Genomic DNA, 17,933 nt, shown 5'->3' on the forward strand with positions numbered 1-17,933 from the left:
AGGGAGGCGGAACTCATGGGACTGGGAGGATTCATACTCCTCATCGCGGGCGGAGCGATACTCGCCTTCGCCACGGACTGGGAGATGGAGAGCGTCAACCTCGACCTGGTCGGTGTGATCATGATGCTCGTCGGGATCATCGGGGTAGCGGTCTACGCCAGCGTCGCCAGGCGCCGTCGCATGGTGGTGCCACCCACCACAGTCGTCTCCGACGACCAGCACCACCACCACAACCCCTGACCGGCCCACGGGCCGCCCCTCACACGACGGTGGCGGGGCGCTCCCCGCGGGGCCCCGCCTCACACCGGTCTCGCATGCACGGTGCCAGGAGGGGACGTGCCGGGGCGCTCCCCGCAGGGCGTTGAACGCAACCACCCCAACGAAAACCGACGTACCCGAACGTTCGACGCCCGAGGAGACGCCCCGGCGCGGCACCGACCCCAACGCCCCCGTGCGGGACCGACCCCGAAACGCCCGCGCCGAGCAGTGGCGCGACGCCCTCAGCCGTCCATGCCCGCCAGCACGAGCGGCAGCCGCCGCACCCCCTCCCCGCTCACCCGCACGGGCACGCCCCAGTCCTGCTGATGCACATGGCACGCCGGGTACTCATTGGCCGGATCGTCGTCGCAAGACGCGGCCATCGCCGAAACATGCAGCACCCCCTCGCCGACCTCCCCGTTCAGCACCAGCTCCCGGCTCAGATCCGTCCCCGCCCCCTCCCCACCGCTCAGCAGCTCCGGCGGCGTCGAGGACACGAGCAGCCGAGTCGAAGGCCCGTACCGCGTGTCCAGCTTCTGCCCGCCCGGCGCCTGAAACACGACATCCAACTGGAGTCTGCCCGGTGCCACTTCGGTCGCCGCACGCTGCGTCCGGTGCGCGACGGCGTCCACCCGTACCGCCTCGTCCGGCAGCCGCAGCCGGGTCAGCCGGTGCCGGGCGGACTCGACGACGACGATGTCGTCACCCACGAGCACGGCGTCGCTCGGCTCCCTCAGATCCGTCGCCAGAGTGGTCACTTCACCGCTCACCGGGTCGTAACGCCGCAGCGCGTGGTTGTACGTGTCGCTGACCGCGACCGACCCGTCGGGCAGCGCCGTCACCCCGAGCGGATGCTGGAGCAGCGCCTGCCCGGCGGCGCCGTCCCGGTGCCCGAAGTCGAAGAGCCCGGTCCCGACGGCGGTGTGCACCACCAGCTCACGGTCGACGTACCGCAGCGCGCTCGTCTCGGAGTCTGCGACCCACAGCCGCTCGCCGTCCGCCGAGACCGCGAGCCCCGAAGGCTGCGCGAACCACGCCTCGGCGGCGGGCCCGTCCACCAGCCCCTCATTGGTCGTCCCGGCCGCCATCTGCACGGTCCCCGCCTCGGGGTCGTACGTCCACAGCTGATGTACGCCGGCCATGGCAACCCAAACCTTGCCCTGCCACCACGCCACGTCCCACGGCGAGGACAGATCGACCTCACGGGCGGGCCCGAAGGCCGGGGACCCCTGCCACCACTGCTTCCCGGTCCCGGCGACGGTCTCGATCGCGCCGCTGGCCGGGTCGTACGTACGCAACTGATGATTGACGGTGTCGGCCACGACAACCCGCCCGTCCGGCAGCAGCGCGAGCCCCTGCGGCTCCTTGAACACGCCGTCCCCGCCGACGCGCCGTACGACGGTCTCCCCATCGGCCTCCAGCTCGACGAGCTGATGCCGAGTGGTGTCGGAAACCAGGAAATTCCCCGTGCCGGGCAGCAGCAGCGCCTTGCCCGGGAAACGCAGGTCGGTCGCGACCGGCTCGGGAGCGACGTACGGCCCGTCCCCGCGCCGCAGCGTCCCGCGCGCCCCGTGGGTCGCTTCCAGCTCCTCGACGAGCGTCTCGATGGCGTGCGCGTGCCCCTCGCCGGCGTGCTGAGCGACGACGTACCCCTCCGGGTCGATGACGACGAGCGTCGGCCAGGCCCGCACGGCGTACTGCTTCCACGTCGCGAGCTCGGGGTCGTCGAGAACCGGGTGACGCACGCCGTACCGCTCGACGGCGTCGACGACGGCCTGATGCTCGGCCTCGTGCACGAACTTCGGCGAGTGAACCCCGATGATCACCACCGTGTCCCGGTGCTTCTCCTCCAGCTCCCGCAGCTCATCCAGGACATGCAGGCAGTTGACGCAACAAAATGTCCAAAAATCGAGAATTACGACGCGCCCTCGAAGGTCCGCAAGGCTCAGTTCCTCGCCGCCCGTATTGATCCATCCACCCTTCCCCACAAGCTCGGGGGCACGGACACGGGCACGGCGCGGTGCGGGGGAAGCGGCATTCATGGAACCAAGGGTGCCATCCCCTGAAACCCCAGCCCTGACCGAGCCGACCACCGGCCCGCAGGCCACGCGCGAGGGCGGCGAGCGCGGTGGGCGTCGGCCAGTACGTCTGGTGCGAGGTCGCCGCCGCGGGGTAGGCCTCACCGCATGAAATACCTCGTACGCGACAAAATCTTCGCCATCGGCGACGACTACTGGATCGAAGACGAGAGCGGACGCCACGCCTTCCTCGTCGACGGCAAGGCGCTGCGGCTTCGCGACACACTGGAGATCAAAGACCCGGCCGGCCGGGTCCTGATCACGCTGCGCGCGAAGATGTTCAGCATCCGGGACGCGATGACCATCGAGCGGGACGAGCAGACGCTCGCGACCGTACGCAAGAAACGCCTGTCGCTGCTGCGCAACCACTACCGGGTCGCTCTCCACGAAGGGACCGAGCTGGATGTCACCGGCCGCGTGCTCGACCGGGAGTTCTCGGTCGAGCACGACGGTGAGCTGCTGGCCCACATCTCGCGGAAGTGGTTCCGGATGCGGGACACGTACGCGGTCGATGTCGTACGGGACGACGCCGACGCGGCGCTGCTGATCGCGGTCGCGGTGTGCGTGATCCGGATGGCGGAGAAGGAGCGCGGGGACGGGTGAGTCACGACGCCGACCACCGCTAGCGCAGCCGGCGGTCCTTCAGGGCGGGGAACTGCTCCCTCGTCGACGCCACCTTCGACGGGTCCAGGTCCACCACCAGGACCTCCTCCGCCGTGCCCGCCTCGGCCAGCACCTCGCCCCACGGGTCCACGACAAGGCTGTGCCCGGCCTGCTCCACCCCCGCGTGTGTACCCGCCGTGCCGCAGGCCAGGACGTACGCCTGGTTCTCGACCGCGCGGGCGCGGGCCAGCAGCGTCCAGTGTTCGCGGCGCCTGGCGGGCCAGCCGGCCGGGACGACGAAGGCCTGCGCACCCGCATCGACCAGGCCGCGGAAGAGCTCGGGGAAGCGCAGGTCGTAACAGGTGCCGAGGCCGAAGGTCAGACCCGCGGCCGACACCGTCACGAGCTCCTCGCCCGCGCCCATCATCACGGCCTCGCCCTTGTCGAAGCCGAAGCGGTGGATCTTCCGGTACGTACGGACGAGCTCGCCGTCGGGGGCGAAGACGAGGGAGGTGTTGTAGAGCGGGCCCTCCGGGTCTCGCTCGACGATCGAGCCGGCGTGCAGCCAGACGCCCGCGTCGCTCGCCGCCTTCGACATCGCCTCGTACGTCGGACCCTCGAGCGGCTCCGCCTCCTCGACGAAGGACTCGTACGCGAAGGCCCCGGTCGGCCACAGTTCGGGAAGGACCACGAGATCGGCGCCGTGCCGTCCGCGCTGCTCGCGCACAAGAGAAGCGACGCGCTGCCTACGGGAATTGACTGATTCGTCCGGGTCTACTGCGATCTGGATGAGGGAGGCGCGCACACTACCACCGTCCTGGCATTCGAGCCGTCAACACGGGCCTACGATCGTCACACCAAAGCACTGCCAGGGTGCCACGGGGCAGCGTAACTTAGCGTGCGAGCCAGCCAAGCCCGTCGCCCAGCCCGCGCCCGCGCCACCGCCACTGAACCGCACGAGGGGTCCCGTGACCGTCCATCCCAGCCTCCAGACATACGCCGAAGCCTGGACCCACTCCATCGAAGCGATATCCGAGCTGGTGACACCGCTCGTCGAAGGGGAGTGGAACCGTCGTACGCCGTGCCCAGGCTGGTCGGTTCGCGACATCGTCTCGCACCTCATCGGCATGGAGTGCGAGATGCTCGGCGACCCGCGCCCCATCCACTCGCTGCCACGCGATCTGTACCACGTGACCTCCGAGTTCGCCCGGTACATGGAGATGCAGGTCGACGTACGACGCCACCACACCGCGCCGGAGATGACCTCGGAGCTCGAGTACACGATCATCCGCCGCTCCCGCCAGCTGCGCAACGAGACCCGCTCCCCCGACACCATGGTCCGCGCCCCGCTCGGCGCCGAGCAGACCCTGGAACTGGCGCTGCGGACGCGGGCGTTCGACACCTGGGTGCACGAGCAGGACCTGCGTACGACGTTCGGCCGGCCCGGCAACCTCGACTCGCCCGGCGCGATCGTCGCCCGCGACATGCTGGTCCAAGGCCTGCCGAAGGTCGTCGCCAAGCACGCGGGCGCGCCCGCCAACTCCGCCGTCGTCTTCGACGTACACGGCCCGGTCGAGTTCATGCGCACGGTGCGCGTGGACGCGGACGGCCGCGGCACGGTCGACGGCACGCCGTCGCTCGGCCCGCTCGCGACGATCACCCTGGACTGGGAGACGTACGTACGCCTGGCCTGCGGCCGGGTCCGCTACGAGGCGGTCGCCGACCATGTGAAGGCCGAGGGCGACCAGGCGCTGGCGGACGCGATCCTGCGCAACTTCGCGGTCACGCCGTAGCCGGCCCCGGCCGGCCGTCTCAGACCGGGACGTGCACCGCCTCCACCCGGCTGGCGACCAGGCGGTCCCGCTCCCGGCGGGCGGTCCGCTTGCGCAGGCGCAGGATCTGCACGACCCCCAGCGCCTCCAGCACGAAGACCGAGGCGAACGCGATCCGGTAGTTGTCGCCGGTCGCGTCGAGCAGCACGCCCACGGCGAGCAGCGTCGTCATCGAGGCGACGAAGCCGCCCATGTTGACGATGCCGGACGCCGTTCCCTGGCGCTCCGGCGGGTTGGCGGGCCTGGCGAAGTCGAAGCCGATCATCGAGGCCGGCCCGCAGCCGCCGAGCACCGCGCACAGCACCACCAGCAGCCACATGGGGGCGTGATCGCCCGGGTACGCGATGGTCGCCGCCCACAGCAGGGCGGTGGCCCCGACGGTGCCCAGGGCGAGCGGCGCGCGGGCGGCGCCGTGGCGTGCGACGACCTGCCCGTACACGAGCCCCAGAGCCATGTTGGACAGCACGACGAGCGTCAGCAGCTCGCCGGCCGTCCCCCGTGAGAGCCCCTGCGCCTCGACCAGGAACGGCATCCCCCACAGCAGCAGGAACACCATCGCCGGGAACTGCGTCGTGAAGTGCACCCACATCCCGAGCCGCGTGCCGGGCTCGCGCCACGCGGCGGCGATCTGCTTGCGGACGTACGCCGCACCCGCGTGTTCGGCGGGCGCGGGCTCGTGCCCCTCCGGATGGTCCTTCAGGAACAGCAGCAGCAGTACGAGCACGATCACCCCGGCGAGCGAGCTGCCCGCGAAGGTGGCGGTCCAGCCGAGGCCGCTCAGCATGCGCGCGATGACGAGCGTGGAGACGAGGTTGCCCGCCATCCCGCACAGCCCCGCGAGCTGCGCGATGAGCGGTCCTCGGCGGGCCGGGAACCAGCGCGCACCCAGCCGCAGTACTGCGATGAACGTCATCGCGTCGCCGCAGCCGAGGAGGGCGCGGGCGGCGAGGGCCATGCCGTACGAGGGGGAGAAGGCGAAGGCGGTCTGCCCGAGGGTGAAGAGCACGACGCCCAGGGTCAGGACTTTCTTCGTCCCGAGCCGGTCGACCAGCAGGCCGACGGGTATCTGCATGCCGGCGTACACGAGCAGCTGGAGTATCGAGAACGTCGAAAGCGCGGAGGCGTTGACGTCGAACCGGTCGGCGGCGTCGAGCCCCGCCACGCCCAGGCTCGTACGGAAGATGACGGCGACGAAGTAGACGGCGACGCCGATGCCCCAGACGGCGACGGCGCGCCGGCCGCCGGGCGGGTCACCGGGCAGGGTGGCGACGGGACCGGCGGACCGCCTCACCGGTCCTCACCCCGGACCAGCACCTTGACCCGGCTGACGTGGCGGCGTACGCACTGGGCGGCGCCTTCGGCGTCGCCCGCCCTGATGGCTTCGAGCATCTCGGCGTGCTCCGTGATGTTCTTGGCGATGCGGTCGGGGTGCGCCTCCATGATGGTGACGCCCATGCGCAGCTGGCGGTCGCGGAGCTGGTCGTACAGCCGGGAGAGGATCTGGTTCCCGGCGTTACGGACGATCTCGGCGTGGAAGCACCGGTCGGTGGCGGCCACCTCGGCGAGGTCGCCTTCGAGGGCGCGCTGCTTCTGCTCCTCCAGCAGCTCTTCGAGCCGGGCGATGAGGGCCGGGGACGCGGGTACGGCGCGGCGTACGGCGAACTCCTCGACGAGCAGCCGGGTTTCGACGACATCGGCGATCTCCTGGGCGGAGACGGCCAGGACGAGGGCGCCCTTCTTCGGATACAGCTTGATGAGCCCCTCGACCTCGAGCCGCAGCAGCGCTTCCCGCACGGGCGTCCTGGACACGCCGACGGCGTCGGCGAGGTCGCCCTCGGTGAGGAGGGTGCCGCCTTCGTAGTGGCGGTCGAGTACGCCCTTCTTGATGTGGGCGTAGACGCGCTCGGCGGCGGGGGGCTGCTTGACGGGGGCGGAGGTGGGGAGCGGGGGCGCGGCGGACATGCGCACAGCATAGATACAACAGGGGTGCAACAGAAACCCGCGTCCGCGTCCCGGAACGGGCGGCCGACGCGGCGCTCAGGGAGCGGCCGGCCTGCCGCAACCCGCCAACGGCTCGGGACGGTGGCGTCGCACACGGGACGAAAATCGCACCCAGACGCGTACATCCATGCGGGGCGATCGTGAGTCTCTTATCGGGGCCCTCGATCCGGCGTGGTCCGCTTTCAACGCATTCGCGAACTTCGGAGCGTTCTTTGATAACCACCCTCCCGGCCGTCCGCAGAGCCGCCGCGGTACTCGTCACCACGGGCGCACTGCTGACCGTCTCGCCCCTGGCCGCGCCCGCGCAGGCGGCCACCGCGCCCTCCGTCACCGCCAAGGGCGCGTTCATGCTGAACAACGCGACCGGTGCCACGGTCTACAGCAAGGGCGCGGACACCAAGCGCCAGATGGCCAGCACGACGAAGATCATGACGGCTGCCGTGGTGCTCAGTACGACCAACCTCGACCTCAACCGCAAGGTGACCGTCAAGCAGGTCTACCGCGACTACGTCACCGCGCAGGGCGCGAGCACCGCCGATCTGAAGACCGGCGACAAGGTGACTGTCCGTCAGCTGCTGTACGGGACGATGCTGCCCTCCGGCTGCGACGCGGCGTACGCCCTGGCCGACGCCTTCGGCACCGGCACCACCGTCGCGGCACGCAAGTCGAACTTCATCTCGAAGATGAACGCGAAGGCGAGCTCGCTCGGCCTGACGAACACCAAGTTCGACTCCTTCGACGGCATCACAACGACCGGCAGCAACTACACGACCCCGCGCGACCTGGCGAAGCTCGCCCGCTACGCCATGAACAACACGAACTTCCGCGCCGTCGTCAAGGCACCGTCGTACAAGAGCACCGCGACGACGAGCACCGGCGGCACCCGCACGTACACCTGGTACAACACCAACAAGCTGCTGGGCTCCTACAGCGGCGCCATCGGCGTCAAGACCGGCACCGGCTCGACGGCCGGCCCCTGCCTGGTCTTCGCCGCCACCCGCGGTACGAAGACCCTCATCGGCGTCGCCCTGAACAGCAGCACCGTCACGGAGCGCTACAACGACGCCGGCAAGATGTTGAACTACGGCTTCGGCACCAGCACCACGTCGTCGCCCATGAAGCTGCGCACGCTGCCCGCGGGCGCACAGCAGGACTAATCACACACGTCACGCACGAGTGCCCCGCCGGGATTCCCGACGGGGCACTCGTGTGGCGAGCACTCGTGTGGCGAGGCCCGGTTCTGCCTAAGCCCACGTAATCAGACGCTTCGGCTGTTCCAGTATCGCCGCCACGTCCGCCAGGACCCTGGACCCCAGCTCTCCGTCGACCAGGCGGTGGTCGAACGACAGGGCCAGGGTGGTCACCTGGCGGGGCTTCACCTTGCCCTTGTGCACCCATGGCTGGAGCTTGATCGCGCCGACCGCGAGGATCGCGGACTCGCCCGGGTTGAGGATCGGCGTACCGGTGTCGACTCCGAAGACGCCGACGTTGGTGATGGTCACCGTGCCGCCCTGCATCGCCGCCGGCGACGTCTTGCCCTCACGGGCCGTCGCCACCAACTCGCCCAGCGCCGCCGCCAGTTCCGGCAGGGTCTTGGCCTGGGCGTCCTTGATGTTCGGGACGATCAGGCCACGCGGCGTGGCCGCCGCGATGCCCAGGTTCACGTACTCCTTCTGCACGATCTCCTGGTTCGCTTCGTCCCAGGCCGCGTTGACACCCGGGTTGCGCTTGATCGCGACCAGGAGCGCCTTGGCGATCAGGAGGAGCGGGTTGACGCGCAGGCCCGCCATGTCCTTGTCGGACTTCAGCTCTTCGACGAGCTTCATCGTGCGCGTGATGTCGAAGGTGATGAATTCCGTGACGTGCGGCGCGGTGAACGCGCTGTTCACCATGGCCGACGCGATCGCCTTCCGTACGCCCTTGATGGGGGTACGGATCTCCCGGGGCGCTTCGGCGGTGGCGCCGGGCGCCGGGATCGCGGCCGCCGGCTCCGGCTCGGGCCCGGCCTCCACCGCGACCGGCTCCGGGGCCGCCGAAGTGGCGGCCGCCGCGTGGACGTCCTCGCGGGTGATGATCCCGTCGGGGCCGGTCGGCATGATCGTCGCCAGGTCGATGCCCAGGTCCTTGGCGAGCTTGCGCACCGGAGGCTTGGCCAGCGGGCGGGATCCGGGCACCGCCGTGGCGGCGGCAGCGCCGGGCCCGTGGCCGTTGAGCTCGGTCTGGACCGCCGCCAGCGCGGCCGCCGGAGCCGCCGTCCCCTTGCGGGCACGGCGCTTGGTCGAGGCTTCGGACACGCCGTAGCCGACGAGCACCGGCTGGCGGGCCGCGGGCTTGGCCTCCTCCGGAGCGGGCGTGGGCTCGGACACGGGCTCGGCCGCGAGTTCCGGCTCCGGCTCCGCGACCGGAGCCTGAGCGGGAGCCGCCTCGGCCGTCCCCGGCGCCACATCCACCGTAATGATCACCTGGCCGACATCGACCGTCACGCCCTCGCCGAAGCGAAGCTCGTGCACCACACCGTCGTACGGGATGGGCAGCTCGACGGCGGCCTTCGCCGTCTCGACCTCGCACACCACCTGGCCGTCGGTGACCGTGTCGCCCGGCTGGACGTACCACTTGAGGATTTCGGCCTCCGTGAGCCCCTCGCCCACATCGGGCATCTTGAACTCACGGAAACGCTGGGCAGTCGCAATATCAGTCATCGTCACGGCTCTCCTCAGTACCCAAGCGAGCGGTCGACAGCGTCGAGTACCCGGTCAAGCCCCGGCAAGTACTCCTCCTCCAGGCGCGCCGGCGGGTACGGCGCATGGAAGCCGCCCACCCTCAGCACCGGCGCCTCCAGGTGGTAGAAGCACCGCTCCGTAAGGCGAGCAGCGATCTCCGCGCCCGAGCCGTAGAAGACCGGGGCCTCGTGGACCACGACCAGGCGGCGGGTCTTCTCGACCGACGTCTGGATGGTGTCGAAGTCGATCGGGGACATCGACCGCAGGTCGACGACCTCCAGGGACTTGCCCTCCTCGGCCGCCGCCGCTGCCGCCTCGACGCAGACCTTCACCATCGGGCCGTACGCCGCGAGCGTCAGGTCGGAGCCCTCACGCACGACGCGCGCCTTGTGGAGCGGGCCCGGGATGGCCTCGACATCGACCTCGCTCTTGTCCCAGTAGCGCCGCTTCGGCTCGAAGAAGATCACCGGGTCGTCGCTCTGGATGGCCTGCTGCATCATCCAGTACGCGTCCGACGAGTTCGACGGCGAAACCACCTTCAGGCCCGCGACGTGGGCGAACAGGGCCTCCGGCGACTCGCTGTGGTGCTCGACCGCGCCGATGCCGCCGCCGTACGGGATGCGGATGACGACCGGCATCTTGATCTTGCCGAGCGAGCGCGCGTGCATCTTCGCGAGCTGCGTGACGATCTGGTCGTACGCGGGGAAGACGAAGCCGTCGAACTGGATCTCGACGACCGGGCGGTAGCCGCGCAGGGCCAGGCCGATCGCCGTACCCACGATGCCGGACTCGGCGAGCGGGGTGTCGATGACCCGCTCCTCGCCGAAGTCCTTCTGGAGGCCGTCCGTGACGCGGAAGACGCCGCCGAGCTTGCCGACGTCCTCGCCCATGATCAGGACCTTGGGGTCGGTCTCCAGGGCCTTGCGCAGCGACTCGTTGATCGCCTTCGCGAGAGGGAGTTTCTGTACGGGCATTACTTTCCCTCCTCGGCGAAGGACGCCTGGTACGCCGCGAACTGCGCGCGCTCTTCGTCGACGAGGGCGTGTCCGTCCGCGTAGACGTTCTCGAAGATCGCCATCTGGTCGGGATCGGGCATCGCCCGCACCGCCTCACGGACCCGCTTGCCCAGCGACTCCGACTCCGTCTCCAGCTCCTGGAAGAAGGCCGCGTCGGCGAAGCCCTCCTTCTCCAGGTACGCACGCAAACGAAGGATCGGGTCCTTCGCCTCCCACGCCTCGCGCTCCTCGTCGGCCCGGTACTTCGTCGGGTCGTCGGAGGTGGTGTGCGCGCCCATCCGGTACGTGAAGGCCTCGACCAGTGTCGGGCCCTCACCCCGGCGCGCGCGCTCCAGCGCGTCGCGCGTCACGGCCAGGCAGGCCAGTACGTCGTTGCCGTCGACCCGGACGCCCGGGAAGCCGAAGCCCTGCGCGCGCTGGTAGAGCGGTACGCGTGTCTGCCGCTCGGTGGGCTCGGAGATCGCCCACTGGTTGTTCTGGCAGAAGAAGACGACAGGGGCGTTGTAGACCGCGGAGAAGGTGAACGATTCAGCTACATCGCCCTGGCTGGAGGCACCGTCACCGAAGTACGCGATGACGGCCGAATCCGCGCCGTCCTTGGCGACACCCATCGCGTAGCCGGTCGCGTGCAGCGTCTGCGAGCCGATCACGATCGTGTACAGATGGAAATTGTTGGTGGTCGGGTCCCAGCCACCGTGGTTCACGCCACGGAACATTCCCAGCAAATTGGTCGGGTCGACGCCACGGCACCAGGCGACACCGTGCTCGCGGTACGTCGGGAAGACGTAGTCGTCGTCACGCAGAGCGCGTGCGGAGCCGATCTGCGCCGCCTCCTGGCCGAGCAGCGAGGCCCACAGGCCCAGCTCGCCCTGACGCTGGAGCGAGGTGGCCTCGGCGTCGAATCGGCGGGTCAGAACCATGTCCCGGTACAGGCCGAGCAGTTCGTCCGGGGTGAGATCGATCGAGTAGTCCGGGTGCTCGACCCGCTCGCCCTCAGGGGTGAGCAGCTGTACGAGCTCCGGCTCGGCCGGGTCGGACTGCTGGGCTTTCTTGGCGCTGACGCGCTTGGTGCTGCTGCGTCGCGGCTTACGCGCGGCAGTGCTCTCCACGGTCACGTGCGTGCTCCTCCGTCTGTCCGGCCCCCGGGGTCTGCCGGTGACCAGTGCGGCTCACCTGCTTGCGTCCTCGTGCACGGGGTGGGTGCGACTCGGCCGGGAACAGGTGTGACAGGTGCCCCGGCGAAACGCCCTGCCAAAGGAACGTTACCCAGTGCTTCGCATAACTGCGAAACCCCATTTGACCTGCGATTTTGCTTGGAAATCCAAGTAAATCGAAGAATTCGGGAACAACCACTGGTCACAGCCTTGCGGGCCGCCGGAACAGGGGCACGTTATCCCGGCGACCCGGGGCACGGGAAGAGTTCGTATGTGAGGATGACGGCGTGCCCGAAGATGGAAAAATCACCGTATTCCTGGTCGACGACCACGAAGTGGTGCGTCGCGGCGTCCACGAACTGCTCTCGGTGGAGGACGACATCGAGGTGGTCGGCGAGGCCGGTACAGCCGCAGAAGCCCAGGTCAGGATCCTCGCGACCCGCCCCGACGTGGCCGTTCTCGACGTACGGCTGCCGGACGGAAGCGGTGTGGAGGTCTGCCGCGAAGTCCGTTCGCAGAATGAGGACATCAAATGCCTGATGCTGACCTCGTTCGCCGATGACGAGGCGCTTTTCGACGCCATCATGGCCGGTGCGTCCGGATACGTCCTCAAGGCGATCCGCGGCAATGAGCTGCTGACGGCCGTACGGGACGTGGCGGCGGGCAAGTCGCTGCTCGACCCGGTGGCGACCGCCCGCGTCCTGGAACGGCTGCGTTCGGGCAACGCCGGCACCGGCGGCAACGGCAGCGGCGCAGGCGCCCGGGGCGACAGCCGGCTCACGAACCTCACCGAGCAGGAACGCAAGATCCTCGACCTGATCGGCGAGGGCCTGACCAACCGGGTCATCGGCGAGCGGCTGCACCTCGCGGAGAAGACCATCAAGAACTACGTCTCCAGCCTGCTCTCCAAGCTGGGCATGGAGCGCCGCTCGCAGGCCGCCGCGTACGTGGCGCGCAAGCAGGCGGAGGAGAGACGCTAGCCACACGCACACCATTCGGGACTTCCGTCCCTTTTACGCCCCGCCTCGGGTGACTGACAGTAAGAGGCATGCCCACCGAGGACCAGGATCCGCACGCCATCGAACTCCTCCGCCGCGTCCCCTACGGCCGGGTCGCCACGAGCATGCGGGCCCTGCCCTTCCTTGCCGTCGCCCGCCACATCGTCGTACAGGGACGCGTACTGCTGCGCATGCACGCGGGCTTCAACCACCACCAGGCCTGCCACGGCAGCGTGGTCGCTTACGGCGCGGACAACTTCGGCGCAGACCCCTTCGGCGCGCAGGCGCCCGGCGACGGCACCATGTGGGCCGTGCAGTGCACCGGCACCGCCGAGATCTTCGAGCCGGCCACCGCCGAGCTGGAGCTCTTCGGCCGTGGCCCCCATTACGTCGACGGCGAGCCCTTCGACCCCGTCTACATGCGCATCGAGCCGCAGTTCGTCACCGCGCACACCCTGAACAGCGCCCCCGAGCGACGGTACGAGCACGCTCTGTGACTTGGTGATCTAACATCTGGCGGGTGCCACGCTCATCTGTACTCGCCCCTCCGCCGCCCGTCGGTGACCTGCTGCGCCGCTACCGCGCCCCGGGCGACCCGCTCTCCTGCGAACCCGTGGCCCAGGGCCTGCTCAACCACGGCTACCGCCTCGTCACCACCCGGGGCGACTACTTCCTCAAGCACCACCTCGACGGCGACCGCGACACGATCCGGCGCCAGCACCGCGCCACCCGCCACCTCCAGGCCTTCGGCGTCCCCGTCGCCCCGCCCCTCGAGGACACCCACGGCGGCACCGTCGCGGTGATCGGCGGCCGCTGCTACGCCCTGCACCCGTGGATCGAGGGCCGGCACCGGGACGGCGCCCAGCTCACCTCGGTGGAGTCGCGGCGGCTGGGCGCACTGCTGGGGCTCGTACACACCTGCCTCGACCGGGTGATGATCGACCGCGCGCCGGAGGAATCCTCCGGGCGTACGCACGACTGCGCCGACCCCGCCGCCACCTTCGCGCTGATCGACGAGCTGCTGACGCTGGCGCGCGGGCAGCGGCCCCGGGACAGTTTCGACGTACTGGCCGAGCACCGTCTTCTGGAGCGGCGGGCGCTCCTGGAGCGGCACGCCCACCGGCGGCCCCCGCCGGTCGCCGAGCCCGCCACCGGGTGGGTGCACGGCGACTTCCATCCGCTGAACCTGCTCTACCGGGGCGCCGAGCCCGCCGCGATCGTCGACTGGGACCGGCTCGCGGTGCAGCCGCGCGCGGAGGAGGCGGTCCGGGCGGCCGCGATCTTCTTCGTACGGCCGGACGGGGAGCTGGAGCTGGCGAAGGTACGGGCGTACGCGGCGGCGTACCGGCGGGCGGCCGGGGCGGGGGCGCAGGAGCTGGCGGCGGCCGCGCACCGGGTGTGGTGGGAGCGGCTCAACGACTTCTGGATACTGCGCTGGCGCTACCAGCGGCACGACCGAAGGGCCGACCCGCAGTTTCCTGCGGCGTCGGCCCTGGCGGTGTGGTGGACGAAGGAGTACGAGGCGGTGTGCGAGGCGTTCGCGGGGTGAGGACGCCTGCGGGGGTCAGGCCCCCGTGCCCCCGTCGAGCGTGCCGGCGCCACCGTCGGTAGTACCACCGGCGCCCGTGCCGCCGTCGGTCGTACCTGCGTCAGTCGTACCGCCGTCGGTCGTACCGCCTTCGGTGGTGCCACCGTCGTCCGTGCCGCCTTCGGTCGTGCCGCCGTCGTCCGTGCCGCCCTCCGTCGTGCCGCCGTCGTCCGTGCCGCCCTCCGTCGTCGTGCCCGGAGCGGTGTGCGTCGGGCTCGACGGCGTGATGCTGGGCGTGTTCGACGGGGTGTCGCTCGGGGGCGTCGACGGGACCGTGGGCGGAGTCCAGGAGGGCTGCTGACCACCGGTCGAGGACGTGCCCGGATCGGTGTCGGGCGAGGTCTTCTCGTCGTCCGACGGCTCCTTCGAAGGCTCCTTCTCCGACTTCGTCGGGCTGTCGGAGACCTTCGTCGGCTCCTTCTTCTCCTTGGTGCCGCTGCCCGCCCGGTCCACTGCGAAGGCCACGCCGGCGGCGATCGCGATGATCGCGAGCACCGCGAAGATCCACATCTTGCCGCGGCCGCTCCTGCCGCCGCGCCCGCCGTCGTACGCCCCGTCGTCCGGGTTCATCGGCGGCAGCATCGCGCCGCCGGCCCGCATCTGCGAGGTGTCGCCGTGGTGGGGGTGGCCCATCGCCGTCGTCGCGTAGGTGCCGCCGGCCGGGGTGTGGCCGCCCTCGTGCATCTCGACGGGGCCGGTGTTCCACACGCCGGTGTGGCTGCCCTGCTCCTGGAGCATCGACAGGCCGTACTGGACGAGTCCGCGCATCTCCTCGGCGCTCTGGAACCGGTCGTCCGGGTCCTTGGCGAGGGAGCGCATGACGAGCCCGTCCAGCTCGGGCGGCGCCACGTCCGACATCTCGGACGGCGGTACGGGGATGTCCTGCACGTGCTGGTAGACCACCGAGAGCGGCGTCTCGCCGGTGAAGGGCGGCCGCTGCGCGAGCAGTTCGTACAGCAGGCAGCCCGTCGCGTAGAGGTCACTGCGGTGGTCGACGGCCTTGCCCAGCGCCTGCTCGGGGGAGAGGTACTGGGGCGTACCCATGACCATGCCGGTCTGCGTCATGGTCGACTGGGCGCCGTGCAGGGCACGGGCGATGCCGAAGTCCATGACCTTGACCGCGCCGCTGTGCGTGATGATCACGTTCGCGGGCTTGATGTCGCGGTGCACGATGCCGTGCTGGTGGCTGTACGCGAGTGCTTCGAGTACGCCGGAGACGATGATCAGCGCCTGCTCGGGGCCTGGAGCCTCCGCGTTCTGCAGCAGCTCGCGGATCGTGCGGCCCTCGACGAGCTCCATCACGATGTAGGGGACGACGCTGCCGCCGACCTGGTCCTCGCCGGAGTCGTACACGGCGACCACCGCGTGGTGGTTCAGGCCGGCGACCGACTGTGCCTCACGTGTGAAACGGGCCTTGGATGTCGGATCTTCCGCAAGGTCGGAGCGCAGCAGCTTCACCGCGACGGTACGGCCGAGCCGTACGTCCTCGGCGGCGAACACTTCCGCCATGCCGCCACGGCCGAGGCGGTGCGTCAGCCGGTAGCGGCCATCGCCGACCAATCCGTCCTTACCCCATGCTTCCGGGGCATCCGACACTCCGCCGCCGCTTCCCTCGGGTTCGGGTGCCATCAGTCCTCGCCGTCGTTTCTGTCCGCGTCGCGTTCGCGGTCGTCCTCATGGGCCTCAAGGTATGGGCCTCAAGGTGCTCCGCCACGTCACGCTACAGCCTCCGCGCGACGCTCCGGTTCGAGATGGACCGGCCATCAAACCCGTTGCCGATGTACCCGTGCAAATTCCGAGGCCACGGCGGGCCGGCAGGGGACCCGTGCGACACCGGCGCTGTAACGCTTCCGCGACGCTTCTTGCCCGTACGGTCACGGAACGGGCATCGCGCTTGACGTGTCAGTGCCCTCGGGCAGACTTGGCCCGTAAATCTTGCGCTGAGGGGGAAGCACAGTCATGAGCCAGGACGGCGGACAGGGCCGCTACGCGGGCGGCTCGGTCGCGGGCGGGCGGTACCAGCTGCGTGACCTGCTCGGAGAAGGCGGCATGGCGTCGGTGTACCTCGCGTACGACTCCGCGCTCGACCGCCAGGTCGCCATCAAGACGCTGCATACGGAACTGGGGCGCGAGCAGTCGTTCCGTGAACGGTTCCGGCGCGAGGCGCAGGCGGTCGCCAAGCTTTCCCACACCAACATCGTGTCCGTCTTCGACACCGGCGAGGACGAGCTCGACGGCGCGCTGATGCCGTACATCGTCATGGAGTACGTCGAGGGCCAGCCGCTCGGCTCCGTACTCCAGGCGGACATCGCGCGGTACGGCGCCATGCCGGCCGACAAAGCGCTGAAGATCACATCGGATGTGCTGGCGGCGCTGGAGACAAGTCACGAAATGGGGCTGGTCCACCGCGACATCAAGCCCGGCAACGTGATGATGAACAAGCGCGATGTCGTCAAGGTCATGGACTTCGGTATCGCGCGTGCCATGCAGTCGGGTGTCACGTCGATGACGCAGACCGGCATGGTCGTCGGTACGCCGCAGTACCTGTCGCCCGAGCAGGCGCTGGGGCGCGGCGTCGACGCGCGCTCCGACCTGTACTCGGTCGGCATCATGCTGTTCCAGCTGGTCACGGGGCGGCTGCCGTTCGACGCGGACTCGCCGCTCGCCATCGCGTACGCGCACGTCCAGGAGGAGCCGGTCGCTCCTTCGTCGATCAACCGGTCGGTCCCGCCGGCGGTCGACGCCCTGGTCGCGCGGGCGCTGAAGAAGAACCCGAACGAGCGTTTCCCGAGCGCCGCCGCGATGCGCGACGAGTGCGCGCGGATTTCGGGGTCGGTCCAGGCGGGCGCGCAGCCGGTGATCGTCCCCGGCGGTCCCGCGCAGAGCGGGGCCGGAGTCGGGGCGGCGGTGTTCCCGCCGGTCGACCAGACCGGCTACCCGCAGAGCGGCAACGTCCAGACGCCGTACCAGCCGGCACCGGGGCCGTACGGGCCGCCCACGCCGCCCCCCGGCCCCGCGCAGTCCGCTTACGGCTACCCGACTCCGGCGCCGATGCAGGCTCCGTACGCGACGCACGGCATGCAGCAGGGCGGGCAGCACCCGGGCGGCCAGCACCAGGGTGGGCAGACCCCGCCGCCGTACACGATGTCGCCCGGTTCGGCGCCGAACTCGGGCGGTAGCGGTGGCGGCGGCGGCCGGAACATGCCGGTGATCGTGGGGGCGATCACGGTCGTACTGCTGGCGCTCGGGGGCGTGATCACCGCCATCTCGCTCAAGGACGATCCGCAGGGCGGTGACGATCCCACCGACGACCCCACGCAGAGCAGTGTGGCGGCGAAGCCCGGCTACAAGGGCCCGGACCGCACCAGGACCATGGAGACCACCGACTGCTCCCCGGGGAGGGAATCGGCGACGGACCCGGCCAAGGTCGAGGTGCCGAACTTCCTCTACAAGGACATCCGGTCGGTCAAGCTGTGCCTCCAGGCGGCAGGCTGGAAGATCGACGAGGACAGGGTCGACAACCCGACCTGGGGCGAGGACCTCGTGGTCAACCAGTACCCCAAGGCCAACTCCGACATCGACCCCGACGACGCCACGATCGAGCTCGAGATCTCCACCGGCAACCCGCCCTCGGACTAGGCCGAACAGGCGCGTTCCGATTCGGACGTGCGAAGGGGGCCCGGTG

Annotated in this window: 16 protein-coding genes; 8 read left to right on the forward strand and 8 right to left on the reverse strand. The window is 70.0% G+C overall.

The window, feature by feature from the left end; all coding sequences use genetic code 11:
* The first annotated feature begins 15 nt into the window (after window positions 1-15).
* Window positions 16-240 carry a DUF6458 family protein gene (locus AC1P0E_RS16510; protein ID WP_482742927.1) on the forward strand — a complete coding sequence of 75 codons (225 nt, stop codon included), beginning with the start codon at window positions 16-18 and terminating at the stop codon, window positions 238-240.
* A 260-nt stretch (window positions 241-500) separates the two neighbouring features.
* On the opposite strand, the gene AC1P0E_RS16515 is transcribed toward AC1P0E_RS16510, so the two are convergent.
* Complete coding sequence (locus AC1P0E_RS16515; RefSeq protein WP_482742928.1) at window positions 501-2,300, reverse strand: NHL domain-containing thioredoxin family protein; 1,800 nt, start codon at window positions 2,298-2,300, stop codon at window positions 501-503.
* Between the two features lie 144 nt (window positions 2,301-2,444).
* Here AC1P0E_RS16515 and AC1P0E_RS16520 point away from each other — a divergent pair, with 144 nt between their 5' ends.
* Window positions 2,445-2,939, forward strand: a complete 495-nt coding sequence (locus AC1P0E_RS16520) for an LURP-one-related/scramblase family protein (protein ID WP_482742929.1) — start codon at window positions 2,445-2,447, stop codon at window positions 2,937-2,939.
* A gap of 19 nt (window positions 2,940-2,958) precedes the next feature.
* Here the strand turns inward: AC1P0E_RS16520 and AC1P0E_RS16525 are convergent, their stop codons facing one another.
* Window positions 2,959-3,744, reverse strand: a complete 786-nt coding sequence (locus AC1P0E_RS16525) for a carbon-nitrogen family hydrolase (RefSeq protein WP_482742930.1) — start codon at window positions 3,742-3,744, stop codon at window positions 2,959-2,961.
* Between the two features lie 163 nt (window positions 3,745-3,907).
* Here AC1P0E_RS16525 and AC1P0E_RS16530 point away from each other — a divergent pair, with 163 nt between their 5' ends.
* Window positions 3,908-4,732 (forward strand): maleylpyruvate isomerase family mycothiol-dependent enzyme, encoded by an 825-nt coding sequence (locus AC1P0E_RS16530; protein ID WP_482742931.1) that lies wholly within the window; start codon window positions 3,908-3,910, stop codon window positions 4,730-4,732.
* Window positions 4,733-4,751: 19 nt separating this feature from the next.
* Here the strand turns inward: AC1P0E_RS16530 and AC1P0E_RS16535 are convergent, their stop codons facing one another.
* Both AC1P0E_RS16535 and AC1P0E_RS16540 read right to left on the reverse strand, forming a co-directional pair.
* Window positions 4,752-6,062 carry an MFS transporter gene (locus tag AC1P0E_RS16535; RefSeq protein ID WP_482742932.1) on the reverse strand — a complete coding sequence of 437 codons (1,311 nt, stop codon included), beginning with the start codon at window positions 6,060-6,062 and terminating at the stop codon, window positions 4,752-4,754.
* The gene (locus AC1P0E_RS16540; protein ID WP_482742933.1) at window positions 6,059-6,733 is read right to left on the reverse strand and encodes a GntR family transcriptional regulator; all 675 of its coding nucleotides are present in this window, start codon (window positions 6,731-6,733) and stop codon (window positions 6,059-6,061) included. The genes AC1P0E_RS16535 and AC1P0E_RS16540 overlap by 4 nt, the downstream gene beginning before the upstream one ends.
* Before the next feature lie 251 nt (window positions 6,734-6,984).
* Here AC1P0E_RS16540 and AC1P0E_RS16545 point away from each other — a divergent pair, with 251 nt between their 5' ends.
* Entirely contained in the window at window positions 6,985-7,929 is a 945-nt protein-coding gene (locus AC1P0E_RS16545; RefSeq protein ID WP_482742934.1) for a D-alanyl-D-alanine carboxypeptidase family protein, read from the forward strand.
* Between the two features lie 87 nt (window positions 7,930-8,016).
* Here the strand turns inward: AC1P0E_RS16545 and AC1P0E_RS16550 are convergent, their stop codons facing one another.
* The 3 genes from AC1P0E_RS16550 to pdhA are packed head-to-tail and all read right to left on the reverse strand — an operon-like array spanning window position 8,017 to window position 11,623.
* The gene (locus tag AC1P0E_RS16550) at window positions 8,017-9,471 is read right to left on the reverse strand and encodes a dihydrolipoamide acetyltransferase family protein (RefSeq protein ID WP_482742935.1); all 1,455 of its coding nucleotides are present in this window, start codon (window positions 9,469-9,471) and stop codon (window positions 8,017-8,019) included.
* Window positions 9,472-9,485: 14 nt separating this feature from the next.
* A complete protein-coding gene (locus AC1P0E_RS16555; protein ID WP_482742936.1) occupies window positions 9,486-10,466 on the reverse strand; it encodes an alpha-ketoacid dehydrogenase subunit beta in 981 nt (326 codons plus the stop codon).
* Entirely contained in the window at window positions 10,466-11,623 is a 1,158-nt protein-coding gene (gene pdhA, locus AC1P0E_RS16560; protein WP_482742937.1) for a pyruvate dehydrogenase (acetyl-transferring) E1 component subunit alpha, read from the reverse strand. The genes AC1P0E_RS16555 and pdhA overlap by 1 nt, the downstream gene beginning before the upstream one ends.
* A gap of 326 nt (window positions 11,624-11,949) precedes the next feature.
* Here pdhA and AC1P0E_RS16565 point away from each other — a divergent pair, with 326 nt between their 5' ends.
* The 3 genes from AC1P0E_RS16565 (at window position 11,950) to AC1P0E_RS16575 (ending at window position 14,209) form a co-directional block, all read left to right on the forward strand.
* The gene (locus AC1P0E_RS16565; protein ID WP_482742938.1) at window positions 11,950-12,642 is read left to right on the forward strand and encodes a response regulator; all 693 of its coding nucleotides are present in this window, start codon (window positions 11,950-11,952) and stop codon (window positions 12,640-12,642) included.
* A gap of 68 nt (window positions 12,643-12,710) precedes the next feature.
* Window positions 12,711-13,157: a pyridoxamine 5'-phosphate oxidase family protein gene (locus AC1P0E_RS16570; protein WP_482742939.1), complete on the forward strand. Its 447-nt coding sequence runs from the start codon at window positions 12,711-12,713 to the stop codon at window positions 13,155-13,157.
* A gap of 23 nt (window positions 13,158-13,180) precedes the next feature.
* Window positions 13,181-14,209 (forward strand): phosphotransferase, encoded by a 1,029-nt coding sequence (locus AC1P0E_RS16575; protein ID WP_482742940.1) that lies wholly within the window; start codon window positions 13,181-13,183, stop codon window positions 14,207-14,209.
* A gap of 15 nt (window positions 14,210-14,224) precedes the next feature.
* On the opposite strand, the gene AC1P0E_RS16580 is transcribed toward AC1P0E_RS16575, so the two are convergent.
* Complete coding sequence (locus tag AC1P0E_RS16580; RefSeq protein ID WP_482742941.1) at window positions 14,225-15,877, reverse strand: protein kinase domain-containing protein; 1,653 nt, start codon at window positions 15,875-15,877, stop codon at window positions 14,225-14,227.
* A 330-nt stretch (window positions 15,878-16,207) separates the two neighbouring features.
* Between AC1P0E_RS16580 and AC1P0E_RS16585 the strand changes: the two genes are divergently transcribed.
* A complete protein-coding gene (locus tag AC1P0E_RS16585; protein WP_482742942.1) occupies window positions 16,208-17,887 on the forward strand; it encodes a protein kinase domain-containing protein in 1,680 nt (559 codons plus the stop codon).
* Window positions 17,888-17,933 lie beyond the last annotated feature (46 nt).

Source organism: Streptomyces sp. TRD_SC_5, assembly GCF_056836825.1.

Coding starts and splice junctions, on each gene's coding strand:
- AC1P0E_RS16510 (WP_482742927.1), top strand. CDS start 16: ATGGGACTGGGAGGATTCATACTCCTCATCGCGGGCGGAGCGATACTC.
- AC1P0E_RS16515 (WP_482742928.1), bottom strand. CDS start 2,300: ATGAATGCCGCTTCCCCCGCACCGCGCCGTGCCCGTGTCCGTGCCCCC.
- AC1P0E_RS16520 (WP_482742929.1), top strand. CDS start 2,445: ATGAAATACCTCGTACGCGACAAAATCTTCGCCATCGGCGACGACTAC.
- AC1P0E_RS16540 (WP_482742933.1), bottom strand. CDS start 6,733: ATGTCCGCCGCGCCCCCGCTCCCCACCTCCGCCCCCGTCAAGCAGCCC.
- AC1P0E_RS16550 (WP_482742935.1), bottom strand. CDS start 9,471: ATGACTGATATTGCGACTGCCCAGCGTTTCCGTGAGTTCAAGATGCCC.
- AC1P0E_RS16555 (WP_482742936.1), bottom strand. CDS start 10,466: ATGCCCGTACAGAAACTCCCTCTCGCGAAGGCGATCAACGAGTCGCTG.
- AC1P0E_RS16570 (WP_482742939.1), top strand. CDS start 12,711: ATGCCCACCGAGGACCAGGATCCGCACGCCATCGAACTCCTCCGCCGC.
- AC1P0E_RS16580 (WP_482742941.1), bottom strand. CDS start 15,877: ATGGCACCCGAACCCGAGGGAAGCGGCGGCGGAGTGTCGGATGCCCCG.
- AC1P0E_RS16585 (WP_482742942.1), top strand. CDS start 16,208: ATGAGCCAGGACGGCGGACAGGGCCGCTACGCGGGCGGCTCGGTCGCG.